The organism is Amycolatopsis sp. cg5 (assembly GCF_041346955.1).
Taxonomy (GTDB): domain Bacteria; phylum Actinomycetota; class Actinomycetes; order Mycobacteriales; family Pseudonocardiaceae; genus Amycolatopsis.
In genome coordinates this window covers 6,973,558-6,985,669 of the sequence record NZ_CP166849.1, presented here as the reverse complement: position 1 = coordinate 6,985,669, position 12,112 = coordinate 6,973,558, and the positions used below count along the sequence as shown (strand labels likewise).

The 12,112-nt window shown below is 68.5% G+C and carries 11 protein-coding genes; 7 read left to right on the top strand and 4 right to left on the bottom strand.

Annotation, left to right across the window (positions count from 1 at the left end; genetic code table 11):
* Positions 1-209: 209 nt before the first annotated feature.
* Positions 210-2,042: a transglycosylase domain-containing protein gene (locus tag AB5J62_RS31220; RefSeq protein WP_370943563.1), complete on the top strand. Its 1,833-nt coding sequence runs from the start codon at positions 210-212 to the stop codon at positions 2,040-2,042.
* Here the strand turns inward: AB5J62_RS31220 and AB5J62_RS31215 are convergent.
* The gene (locus tag AB5J62_RS31215) at positions 2,039-2,695 is read right to left on the bottom strand and encodes an O-methyltransferase (RefSeq protein ID WP_370943562.1); all 657 of its coding nucleotides are present in this window, start codon (positions 2,693-2,695) and stop codon (positions 2,039-2,041) included. The genes AB5J62_RS31220 and AB5J62_RS31215 overlap by 4 nt on opposite strands.
* A gap of 21 nt (positions 2,696-2,716) precedes the next feature.
* Positions 2,717-3,517 (bottom strand): ABC transporter ATP-binding protein, encoded by an 801-nt coding sequence (locus AB5J62_RS31210; RefSeq protein WP_370943560.1) that lies wholly within the window; start codon positions 3,515-3,517, stop codon positions 2,717-2,719.
* A 79-nt stretch (positions 3,518-3,596) separates the two neighbouring features.
* Here AB5J62_RS31210 and AB5J62_RS31205 point away from each other — a divergent pair, with 79 nt between their 5' ends.
* The 5 genes from AB5J62_RS31205 to AB5J62_RS31185 are packed head-to-tail and all read left to right on the top strand — an operon-like array spanning position 3,597 to position 8,127.
* A complete protein-coding gene (locus tag AB5J62_RS31205) occupies positions 3,597-4,790 on the top strand; it encodes a lipid-transfer protein (RefSeq protein WP_370943559.1) in 1,194 nt (397 codons plus the stop codon).
* Positions 4,791-4,799: 9 nt separating this feature from the next.
* Positions 4,800-5,231, top strand: a complete 432-nt coding sequence (locus AB5J62_RS31200; RefSeq protein ID WP_370943558.1) for an SRPBCC family protein — start codon at positions 4,800-4,802, stop codon at positions 5,229-5,231.
* Positions 5,228-6,070, top strand: coding sequence for a MaoC/PaaZ C-terminal domain-containing protein (locus AB5J62_RS31195; protein WP_370943557.1), 843 nt, complete (start codon positions 5,228-5,230; stop codon positions 6,068-6,070). The genes AB5J62_RS31200 and AB5J62_RS31195 overlap by 4 nt, the downstream gene beginning before the upstream one ends.
* Positions 6,071-6,949 (top strand): SDR family oxidoreductase, encoded by an 879-nt coding sequence (locus AB5J62_RS31190; RefSeq protein WP_370943556.1) that lies wholly within the window; start codon positions 6,071-6,073, stop codon positions 6,947-6,949.
* On the top strand, positions 6,946-8,127 hold the full coding sequence (locus AB5J62_RS31185; protein ID WP_370943555.1) for an acyl-CoA dehydrogenase family protein: 1,182 nt from the start codon (positions 6,946-6,948) through the stop codon (positions 8,125-8,127). The genes AB5J62_RS31190 and AB5J62_RS31185 overlap by 4 nt, the downstream gene beginning before the upstream one ends.
* Positions 8,128-8,206: 79 nt before the next feature.
* Here the strand turns inward: AB5J62_RS31185 and AB5J62_RS31180 are convergent, their stop codons facing one another.
* Both AB5J62_RS31180 and AB5J62_RS31175 read right to left on the bottom strand, forming a co-directional pair.
* Entirely contained in the window at positions 8,207-10,165 is a 1,959-nt protein-coding gene (locus AB5J62_RS31180) for an SDR family oxidoreductase (RefSeq protein WP_370943554.1), read from the bottom strand.
* Positions 10,166-10,202: 37 nt separating this feature from the next.
* The gene (locus AB5J62_RS31175; protein ID WP_370943553.1) at positions 10,203-10,406 is read right to left on the bottom strand and encodes a hypothetical protein; all 204 of its coding nucleotides are present in this window, start codon (positions 10,404-10,406) and stop codon (positions 10,203-10,205) included.
* 180 nt (positions 10,407-10,586) lie between these two features.
* Here AB5J62_RS31175 and AB5J62_RS31170 point away from each other — a divergent pair, with 180 nt between their 5' ends.
* Positions 10,587-11,810, top strand: coding sequence for an NAD(P)/FAD-dependent oxidoreductase (locus AB5J62_RS31170; protein WP_370943552.1), 1,224 nt, complete (start codon positions 10,587-10,589; stop codon positions 11,808-11,810).
* Positions 11,811-12,112: the final 302 nt, after the last annotated feature.

Genomic DNA, 12,112 nt, shown 5'->3' with positions numbered 1-12,112 from the left:
GCACGCGTACCCAGACGGACGGCACGCGTACCTAGAGGGTCGGCATGCGTACCTGAGGAGTCGGCATGCGTGCCTGGAGGGTCGGCGCGAGCTTGCGGCTGGGTGGGTTGGGCAAGCGGATTACCTCGGGTGGGTGGCTTGACAAGATCTTCATAACTTTTGGTGATCTTTTCACTGAACCTGTCACCCGGTCGGGCGTCTTAGGGGTCGTGGACGATCTTCCGGGCGAGGCGAAGGCACGGCGGCGGAAGCGGTGGCGGGTGGTGCGCCGGGTCGGGTATTGGCTGATCGGGATCGGGATCGCCTTACCTGTCGGCGCGTTCGGGGTCGCCTATCTGATGCTCGACGTGCGGAGCCCGCAGGATGTGCTGGCGGACCTCGACAAGACCGTGACCCTGCAGTACTCCGACGGGACCGATCTGCTGAAGGTCGTGCCGTCGGACGGGGACCGGCTTTACGTGAAGTATCAGGACATCCCGCAGAAGCTGCGTGACGCGATCATCGCCGTCGAGGACCCGACGTTCTGGGACAACCAGGGGTTCGACCCGATGGGGATCGCCAGGGCGGCCGTGACCGGGGTCGGCGGGGGCTCCGGGATCACCCAGCAGTACATCAAGAAGTCGACCGGTGACGACGACGCCACCGCGGGCCGGAAGTTCACCGAGCTGGTGCTGGCGACGAAGATCACCCAGGAACAGAGCAAGGAACAGATCTTCGAGAGCTACATCAACATCATCTCGTTCGGGCGGAGCACGTCGGGGCCTGCGGCGGCGATGAACGCCTATTTCGGGCGGAAGCTGGATGACTCGATCACGTGGAGCGAGGCGGCTTTCCTGGCCGGGATGATCCAGTCGCCGAGTGTGCACGACCCGTTCGCGTCCAGCCATGAGCATGCCGCCAAGCGGTGGAAGTACGTGGCAGACAAGCTGACCTCGCGCGGGTACGTGCCGAAGGACCAGGTCAGCGCGCTCGCGTACCCGAAGGACTCGATTCTCGCGCCGTCGGAGACGCGGGCGGGGCGCGTGACCTACCCCGACTATCACGTCAAGCAGCAGGTGCTCACCGAACTCGAGCAGCTCGGCTTCCCGCTGGACCGGTTGCGGCGCGGCACGATGAAGGTCGAGACCACCCTCGACCGCCAGGCGCAGGCCAACGCCGCGAAGGCCGTCGACGCCGGGCTCAAGGACATGCCGGAGCACTACCGCGCCGCGCTGGTCGCCGTCGACCCGGCGACGGGGGCCGTCCGGGCTTACCAAGGCGGCAAATGGAGTGCGCACGACTACGCGGGCACGCCGTACGCGGCCGGGCCCGCGTTCTATCCGTTCATCGCGGCGGCCGCGTTGCAGCGCGGTGGCACGCTCGAACAGCCCTACGAGGCGCCGTTCAAGATGGAGTTCGGCGGCGAGACGTTCAAGAACCAGAATGACTGCGCCGACGAGAAGAAGTGCTCGGCGCGCGAGGCGATCAAGCTGCCCGCCGACACCCCGTTCGTCGACATGACCAGGCACCTGGGGGTCGACGCGGTCAGCAAGGCCGCGCGCGACGCCGGCATCCCCGATGAGGTCGACGGCCAGGCGACGCTGCGTGAGCCGGACGGCGTGAAGATCGGCGCGGGGATCGCGGTCGGGCGCTACGGGCTGCGGCCGCGTGACGTCGCGGGCGCGTACGCGACGTTCGCCGGGGACGGCCAGAAGGTCGAGACGCACTTCGTGTCGAAGATCCGCGACCAGGACGGCCAGGTCGTCTGGCAGCGTGAGGTCAAGCGCACGCCGGGACTGGACCCGCGCATCGCCAAGACGATCACCGGCGCGCTGCAGGAGAAGACCGCCGATGGCAGGTCCGTCCCGGTCATGCGTGGCGCGTTCCGCTTCAACGACACGGGCGACGCCGCGAACGCGTGGAACGTCGGCTACACCCCGCGGCTCGCCACGGCGGTCTGGGTCGGCGCCGACGAGGAACGCCGGATGCGCGACGCGGACGACGAACACCTCAGTGGCCAGAACGTCCCCGCCGCCATCTGGAACACCTTCATGACGCCCTAGCCGACCACGAGCGCGATCGTCAGTCCGTCGTATCCCTTGCCGCCGACGGTCTGCAACGACGTCGCGTCCACCCTCGGCTCGGCCGCGATGAGCTCGTTCATCCGGCGGATGCCGAGTATCGCCGGGTCGGTGGTCGACGCGTCCGCGACCGCGCCGCCGCGCACCACGTTGTCGACCACGATCACGCTGCCCGGCTTGGTGAGCCGCAGCGCCTCGGTGAAGTAGGTCGGGTTGTTCACCTTGTCCGCGTCGACGAACACGAACTCGAACGTCCCGTCCAGCGTCGGCAGCGTGTCGGCCGCCGCGCCCAGCCGGATGTCGACGCGGTCGCCGACCCCGGCCGCCGCGAGGTTCTCCCGCGCGACCTCGGCGTGCTTCGGGTCGAACTCCAGCGTGATCAGCTCGCCGCCGGGCGGCAGCGCGCGGGCCAGCCAGATCGTGCTGTACCCGCCGAGCGTGCCGACCTCGAGGATCCGGCGCGCGCCCGCGAGCTTGGCCAGCAGGTGCAGCAGCTTGCCCTGGTTCGGCGCGACCGCGATCGGCGGGAGCCCGGCGTCGTCGGACCGGCGCCTGGCCGCTTCGAGCGCGGGGTCGTCCGGTGACAGCGTCGTGGTGAGGTAATCGTCTACTGTGGACCAAAGTTCCTGTGTCATGAGACCTCCCACGCCACGGTACTAGTTCCGGGGCCCCGCCTTCGGTATCACGAGGGGGGTGCCGGTCTCTGGGCACGGCATCACCCGGCAGGGGAGTTCGAAGATCTTCTCGACGTTGGTCTCGGTGACCACGTCGTCGGGCGAGCCGGTGGCGATGATCTGACCGCCGCGCATCGCGATCATGTGGGTGGCGTAGCGGGCCGCGTGGTTGAGGTCGTGCAGCACCGCGACCAGCGTCCGGCCCTGCTTGGCGTGCAGGTCCGCGCAGAGGTCGAGGATGTCGATCTGGTGCGCGATGTCCAGGTACGTCGTCGGCTCGTCGAGCAGCAGCAGGTCGGTCTCCTGCGCGAGCGCCATCGCCATCCAGACCCGCTGGCGCTGGCCGCCGGACAGCTCGTCGACCAGGCGCTCGGCCAGGTCGTCGACGCCGGTCGCGGCCATCGAGCGGGCGACGACCTCGCCGTCTTCGGCAGACGCCTGCCGCAGGAGCTTCTGGTGCGGGTAACGGCCGCGCGAGACCAGGTCGGACACGGTGATGCCGTCCGGCGCGATCGAGCTCTGGGGGAGCAGGCCGAGGCGGCGCGCGACCTCCTTGGCCGGGTAGCTCGTGATGACCTGGCCGTCCAGGAACACCGAGCCCTTGCGCGGCTTCAGCATGCGGGCGAGCGCGCGCAGGAGCGTGGTCTTGCCGCAGGCGTTGGGCCCGACGATGACGGTGAACGAGCGGTCCGGGATGGACACCGCGAGTCCCTCGGCGACCGTGCGCCCGTCGTAAGCGAGCGTCAGCGCGTCCCCGTGCAGGCGGGTTTCAGTAGCGACCACGTAGGCAAGGCTAACCTATGCCGCCGCCGGCGTTCATAACCATTGATAAACATACAGTCTTGTTGGTATGTTCACGGCCATGGCGAACAGGACTTATGTGGTCGGCGTCGGAATGACGAAGTTCGAAAAGCCCGGCCGTCGCGAGAACTGGGACTACCCGGACATGGCACGCGAAGCGGGCACCAACGCGCTCGTGGACGCCGGGATCGCGTACGAAGAGGTCCAGCAGGCGTACGTCGGCTATGTCTACGGCGAGTCGACCGCCGGTCAGCGTGCCGTCTACGAACTCGGCATCACCGGCATCCCGATCGTCAACGTCAACAACAACTGCTCGACCGGATCGACCGCGCTTTTCCTTGCCGCGCAAGCGGTGCGCAGCGGCACGGTCGACTGCGCGCTCGCGCTCGGCTTCGAGAAGATGAAGCCGGGCTCGCTCGGCTCCACCTACGACGACCGCGTGCAGCCGATGCTGAACCACATGCTCGCGCTCGGCGAGCTGTACGAGTTCGCGATGCCGCCCGCGCCGTGGATGTTCGGCGCCGCGGGCCGCGAGCACATGGAGAAGTACGGCACCACGGCCGAGCAGTTCGCCAAGATCGGCGAGAAGAACCACCGCCACTCGGTCAACAACCCGTATGCCCAGTTCCAGGACGAGTACTCGCTGCAGGACATCCTCGACTCGCGCATGGTTTACGAGCCGCTCACGAAGCTCCAGTGTTCGCCCACTTCGGACGGCTCCGGCGCGGCGATCATCGCGAGCGAGCTCTTCGTGGACAAGCACGGTCTCGCGGACCAGGCCGTCGAAATCGTCGGGCAGGCCATGACCACCGACTTCCGCAGCACCTTCGACTCGAAGTCCGCCGCCGCGCTCGTCGGCGCCGACATGAGCAAGCAAGCGGCGCTGAAGGTCTACGACCAGTCCGGGCTCGGCCCCGAGAACATCCAGGTCATCGAGCTGCACGATTGCTTCTCCGCCAACGAGTTGCTGACCTACGAGGCGCTCGGCCTGTGCGCCGAGGGCGAGGGCGGCAAGCTCGTCGACTCGGGCGACACCACCTACGGCGGCCGTTGGGTGGTCAACCCGTCCGGCGGGCTCATCTCCAAGGGACACCCGCTCGGCGCCACCGGGCTCGCGCAGTGCGCCGAACTCACCTGGCAGCTGCGCGGCACCGCGGGCAAACGCCAGGTCGGCGGCGTCACCGCCGCGCTCCAGCACAACATCGGGCTCGGCGGCGCCGCCGTCGTCACCGCCTACCAGCACGCGAACCGCTAAAGGAGAACCATGGGCCAGATCAGTGCTTCCGTCGACCTCCCGGCCGCCCCCGGCAAGGTGTGGGCCGAGTTCTCGAACCCGAACAACTTCGAGAAGTGGCTGACCATCCACACCAAGTGGAAAGGCGACGTGCCGACGGAGTTCGCCAAGGGCGCCAAGGTGTCCGAGGTGGTCACCATGCTCGGCATGCCCAACACCATCGAGTGGACGGTCGACGAGTACGACGCACCGAACAAGCTGTCCATCTCCGGCACGGGCATGGCGGGCGTCAAGGTCAAGTTCGAGCTGTCCGTTGTGGACGCTCCGGGTGGGTCGAAAGCCAGCATCGACGCCGAATTCGCGGGCCAGATGATCGTCGGCGCGCTGGGCAAGGCCGTCGAGAAGGACGGCAAGAAGAACCTGGACGCCTCGCTCGCCAAGTTCGCCGAGCTGCTCGGATGAACTTCGACCCCGAAGGCCTCGACCGGTGGACCGGCGAGAACCGGTTCGAGGTCACCCGCGAGCGGATCGTCGCCTACGCCGAGGCCACCAACGACCCGATCGAGGAACACCGCACCGGCGACATCGCGCCGCCGGTGTTCGCGATCGTCCCCGTCTTCGACTCGCTGCTCGAACCCGCCGTCGAGGTCATGCCGGTCGAGCTGATCCCGCGCGTCGTGCACGGCGAGCAGGACTTCGTGTTCCACCGGCCGATCCGGCCCGGTGACAAGCTGGTGTCACGCGCCAAGATGATCGGCTGGGAGGGCCTGGAGAACGGCACCCGCTCGGCCACCTACCTCGAGTGCCGGACCGAGGACGGCGAGCTGGTCAACGAGCAGTACGTGACCACGTTCGTCCGCAAGTTCAACGCGGGCGAGACCCGCGGAAGCCTTGCGCCAGGCCACAAATTCGACGAAGCGCTGCGCGGCGACGCGCCGGTGGCCAAGGTCGTGCAGCACGTCGACGAGGACCAGACGTTCCGGTACTCGCCCGCGTCCGGCGACCCGATGCCGATCCACCTCGACGAGGAGATCGCGAAGATGTCCGGCCTGCCGGGGATCATCGCGCACGGCCTGTGCACGCTGGCGTTCACCTCGTGGGCGGTGCTCACCGAGGTCGCGGACTCGCGCACCGAACGCCTCAAGCGGCTCGCCGTGCGGTTCTCGAAGCCGGTGCTGCCCGGTCAGGACATCAGCACCCAGATCTGGCGAGCCGGGCCGGAAACCTATGCGTACGAAACAAAAGTCGGCGACGACGTCGTGGTGAAGGACGGCATGGCCGTCATCGCGGAGGAGCGGTAAATGGGAGTACTGGACGGACGCGTCGCCATCATCACCGGCGCCGGGCGCGGCATCGGCCGCGAGCACGCGCTGCTGTTCGCCCGTGAAGGCGCGAGCGTGGTCGTCAACGACCTCGGCGGCGGCAACGACGGCAGCGGCGCCGACGCCGGGCCCGCGCAGCAGGTCGCGGACGAGATCGTCGCGGCGGGCGGGAAAGCGGTCGCCAACACCGACAACGTGGCCGACTGGAAGGGCGCGGCGGCGCTCGTCGAGCAGGCTGTCGACGCGTTCGGCGGGCTGGACCTGCTGATCAACAACGCCGGCATCCTGCGTGACGGCTTCATCGCGAGCCTTGATGAGTCCCAGTGGGACGACGTGATCGCCGTGCATCTCAAGGGACACATGGCGACCATGCGCCACGCCGCCGCGTACTGGAAGGACCAGGCCAAAGCAGGCAAGCCGGTCACCGCCGCGATCGTGAACACGGCGTCGGCGTCGGGCACGTTCATGCCGAACGCGGGCCAGGTCAACTACGGCGCCGCCAAAGCGGGCATCGCCGCGATGACACTGGTCGCCGCGCAGGAACTCGAACGCTACGGCGTGCGAGCCAACGCGATCGCGCCGATCGCCCGCACCCGGCTCACCCTGGCGACGCCCGGCATGGGCGCGATCTTCGCCCAAGAGGTCGAAGAAGGCGAGTTCGACGCGTTCAGCCCGGCCAACATCTCGCCGCTGGTCGCGTACCTGTCGACCGAGAAATGCCCGCACAACGGCAGGTTGTTCGCCGTGCAGGGTGGCGCGATCTCGTTGCTGGAAGGCTGGCACGCCGTCCAGACGACCGAGACCGACGGCCCGTGGACCATCGGCGACGTGGGTGACCGGCTGGGGGCGTGGGCATGATCGAATGGTCAGAGACCGACCTGATGATCAGGGATGCGCTGCGGGAGTTCATCGCCAAGGAGATCCGGCCGCACACCGACGCGCTGGAAAGCGGTGAGCTGCCGCCGTACGACATCATCCGGAAGCTGTTCGCCGCCTTCGGTATCGACGTGATGGCGGCGCAGGCCGTGAAGTCGTTGCTGGGTAAGAAATCCTCGGGCTCGGGGCAGAAGCTGGGCGGCCAGGAGGGCATGGCGCTCATCGCGGTCAGCGAGCTGGCCGGGGTGAGCCTGGGCATCGTCGCGTCGATGGGCGTCAGCATCGGGCTGACCGCGGCGACGATCCTCGCGCGTGGCACGCAGGAACAGAAGGAACGCTGGCTGCCGGGCCTCGCGACGTTCGAGCAGGTCGGCGCGTGGGCGATCACGGAGCCGGACTCCGGCTCCGACGCGTTCGGCGGCATGAAGACCCACGTCCGGCGCGACGGCGACGACTATGTCCTCAATGGACAGAAGACGTTCATCACGAACGGCCCTTACGCGGACACGGTCGTCGTGTACGCCAAGCTGGACGACGGCTCGCCCGCCCGCGAGCGTCAGGTGCTGACTTTCGTGCTGGACAAGGGCATGCCCGGGTTCACCCAGGGCAAGCCGTTCAAGAAGATGGGCATGAACTCGTCGCCGACCGGCGAGCTGTTCTTCGACGACGTCCGGCTCGGGCCGGACCGGCTGCTCGGCTCCGGCGGCGAGGCCAGCGCGCGCGAGAGCTTCTCGTACGAGCGGATGGGCGTCGCGGCGCTGTCGCTCGGGATCATCAACGAGTGCCACCGGCTCAGCGTCGAGTACGCGAAGAGCCGGAAGCTGTGGGGGCAGGAGATCGGGCGGTTCCAGCTGATCCAGTTGAAGCTGGCGAAGATGGAGATCGCCAGGATCAACGTGCAGAACATGGTCTTCCAGACGATCGAACGCCTGCGCGCGGGCAAGCTGCCGACACTGGCGGAGGCGTCGGCGATGAAGCTGTACTCGTCGGAGGCGGCGACCGAGGTCGCGATGGAGGCCGTGCAGCTCTTCGGCGGCAACGGCTACATGGCCGAGTACCGCGTCGAGCAGCTCGCACGCGACGCGAAGTCGTTGATGATCTACGCGGGCAGCAACGAAATCCAGGTCACGCACATCGCCAAGGGCCTGCTCGGCGACTGAAACCCGGGATAAAGCGGGCTTTACTCCGCGATGTTTAGCGGGCTTTATCCCCGGGAGTAAAGCCCGCTTTATCCCGGTCTTAGCCGCGCCTGCGCCAGGCGAGCCGGGTCACGGCGCCCGCCACCGATGCCAGGGGAGCCTTGCGCGGGAGGTGGCGGGCTTCGGGCGCGGACTCCGGCATCGCCCGGTAGGCCAAGTGCGCGGCGAAGCGCATGAACCTCGGCCCGACGAGCGTCGCGAGTTCGGCCGCTCGTCCCTCCGGGAGGCTGAGCACGACCGGGCGCTCCTCCAAAGCCTTGACCACCAACGCCGCCGCGCGCTCCGGGCTGCTCGACGGGATCACCCGGTACGACGCGCCGGTCGGCGCGATCATGTCCGTGCGCACCAACGGCATCCGCACCGAGGTGAACGTGATGCCGTCCGAAAGCGTCTCACGGCCCGCGGTCAGGCCGAACTCTTCGAGTGCGGCTTTCGAGGCCAGGTAGGCGGAGAAACGGGGCGTGTCCGTCTGCAGGCCTTGGGTCGTCACGTTCACGACGTGGCCGAAGCGTTGCGCGGCCATCGAAGGCAGCAGCCCGAGGGTGAGCCGCACCGGGCCGAAGTAGTTGACGGCCATCGTGCGCTCGTAGTCGTGGAAGCGCTCTGTCGACAAGTGGACAGAGCGGCGGATCGAACGGCCGGCGTTGTTGACCAGCATGTCGACCGGGTGCTCGGCGAGAACGTCCTTGACCAGCGCGTCGATCGCGTCGCCGTCGGTGAGGTCGCACGGGTACGCGAACGCCCTGCCGCCCTCGGCGACGATCTCGCGCCGCAGGACTTCGAGCTGGTCGGCGCGCCGCGCGACCAAGAGCACCGTCGCGCCGCGGCGGGCGACGGCGAGCGCGGAGGCCCGCCCGATGCCCGACGAGGCGCCGGTGATGAGCACGGTCTTGCCCGTCAGGCCCCGGTGCCGCGCGCGGTCGGTGTCGAGGTGCTCGCGCCAGTAGCGGTAGAGCGGGCCGGCGTACTCACGGAGTTCGGGCAGTTCGAGGCCCGGCAGCGCCGCGCGGGTCGCCGTCGTGTCGAAGTCGACGGCCATGCTCATGTGCGGCAGTACTTCCAGCGGGATCCCGAGTTCGCTCAGCACGCTCGCGCGGGCCTGTTTGCCGCCGGGGATCTTGTCGACGCCGCGCGCGGCCAGCGAGGCGAGACGCATGCCCGCGGTGCGCACGCCGGGCGGCAGTGTGCGGGCGATGCGCGGCCCGCCCGCGACGCGCGCGAAGGCGTTGTAGACCTCGTGCAGTGACTGCGGACGGGGCGAGGCCAGGTGATAGGTGCTGCCGGACGGGGCGTCGGCGTGCATCAGGCGGTCCATCGCGGTGACCACGTAGTCGACCGGGACCAGGTTGGTGCTGCCCAGATCCGGCCCGGCCAGCGGCAGGCGCTTGGGCAGCGCGGCGAGCCGTGAGATGGCCGGGAGGAAGTAGTACGGGCCGTCGACCTTGTCCATCTCGCCGGTGCGCGAGTCGCCGACGACGGCCGAGGGCCGGTAGACCTTGAACGGCACGGAATCCTGCGCTCGCACGAGTTTCTCGGCCTCGAACTTCGTCGCGTGATACGGCGAGCTGAACGTCTGGCCGAGGTCGAAGTCGGTCTCGGTGAACTTGCCGTCGTGGTCGCCCGCGACCGCGATCGACGAAACATGGTGCAGCCACTGGGCTTTCGCGGCCGCGGCGAACGCGAGGACGTTGCGGGTGCCCTCGACGTTGGCGACGCGGTTCGCCTCGTCGGACGCGGTGAGGTCGTAGATCGCGCCCAGGTGCACGACGTGCTCGATACCGGCGAACCGCGCGGGATCGACGCCGAGCGCGGGCTCGGTCAGGTCACCGACCACGGGCACGACTCTGTCATCGGCCGCCCACGGCAGCGCGGCGAGCTTGTTCCGTGACGTCTCACGCACCAAGACGTGCACGGTCTCCGTCGCCTCTCGCGCCAACAACCTGGTGACCAGGCGTTTTCCGAGGAAACCGGTCGCTCCTGTGACAAAGTAGCCCGTCATGCCCCGAGCTTACCTACTCGCCAGTAAGAACGATAGGTCAGCCGTCTTCCGGGTTGGCCACGGCGACGACGGCATCGCGCAACGCCGCACGCAGCCTTCCGACGTCCAGCGGCCCGAGCACCGCGGCCTCGCCGGGCGGAGCGACGAGCACCACCTTGTCGCTGCTGACGAAAACGGTGACATCCCGGCGCCTGCCTGCCAGATCCCGGCAGTTGATCGACCATTCGTCTCGCGGTACCACGGTTGCTGCCCTCCGATTTGAACTGGCGAATCTTTGGTGCGTGCCCTGCTGGGACGAGCGGGTGTGACGTGCGTGACGCGGGAATCGGAAAAATCTACCGACGAGTTTCGCGAGCATGCCGAAAACCGGTAACAGCGGTAGCGTGCGACTGATATCCGCGCCGCCCCGGGAGGAAAACCCATGTCGGAGCCCAAACGCATCGTCATCGTCGGAGCCGGGCTGGCGGGTGCGTCCGCCGCCGCGGGCCTGCGAGAGCGCGGCTATTCGGGTGAAGTTCTCGTTCTCGGCGACGAAAAACATCGCCCGTACGAGTTACCGCCGCTGTCGAAGGCGCTGCTGCTCGGCGACAAGGACGAGCCGGACTGGGTGCGCGACGAGAACTTCTACGCCGAACACGACGTCGATCTCCGCAGCGGCGTCGCCGCGACCCGCATCGAACTCGGCGCGCGGCTGGTGCTCGACAGCCACGGGGGAGAGCACCGCTTCGACCGCCTGCTGCTCGCGACCGGCTCACGCCCTCGTTCGCTCCCGGTGCCCGGCGCGGACCTGCCGGGCCTCCGGACGCTGCGCACGCTCGACGACTCCTTGGGCTTGCGTGAGGATCTCCGCAAGGCCGAGCGCGTCATCGTCGTCGGCGCCGGCTGGATCGGCACCGAGGTCGCCGCGGCCGCGCGCAAGCACGACTGCGAGGTGACGGTCGTCGACATGGTGTCCGGCCCGCTCGAACCGGTGCTCGGCTCGGAGATCTCCGCGGTTTTCCGCGACCTGCACAGCGAACACGGGGTGACCTGGCGCCTCGGCGACGGCGTCGCGGAGTTCACCGGCGACGCGGGTGGGGTGCGCGGCGTCCGGCTGAGCGACGGCACGGAGCTGGCCGCCGATCTGGTGCTGGTGGCCGTCGGCGTCGCGCCACGCGTCGAACTCGCGCACGCGGCAGGCCTCGAGCTCTCCGACGACGGGGGCGTCTGCGCCGACGCTGGCCTGCGCACGGCCGCACCCGACGTCTACGCCGCAGGCGACATCGCTGCCCACTTCCACCCGCGCTACGGCAAACGCGTCCGCGTCGAGCACTGGGCCAACGCGAAGAACCAAGGCACCCACGTCGCCGGGAACCTCATCGGCGAGAACGAGCCGTACCTCAACGCGCCCTACTTCTTCACCGACCAATACGACCTGGGCTGCGAATACCGCGGCATCGCCGACATCGACACGGACGAACTGGTCGTGCGCGGCGACCTCGCGTCCCGCGAGTTCACCGCGTTCTGGCTCAACCAGGGCCAGGTCACGGCGGCGATGAACGTGAACATGTGGGACGACGGCGACGCGCTCAAGTCCCTTGTGGACGGTCGGGCCACGGTCACCGCCGACCAGCTCCGCACCGCCGACCTCGCCTCCCTGACCTGACCCCTCGTTTTAGCCCGAGGCAACCGAAAGGTGGTGCGTCGGCCGCTGTCGTGGGGCTCGCCGGGCAGCAGGTCACGGAGCGAGAGATTTGTGAGTGGTGACTCTGCTGCGTCTAGCGGAGCAGAGTTACCGCTCGCGGATAGCCGTGGGCTGTGGTGTGCGGGATAAAGCCCGCTTTACTCCGCGAGGGTCGTGAGTGTTGCGGGTGTCAGGGCTGAAGTGAGGGGACCCCTCAGTGCGTATGTCGCACCTAGGGGTCCCCTCGCTTCGCACCTGCGGACGAGGGGAAACCCTGCTGCACC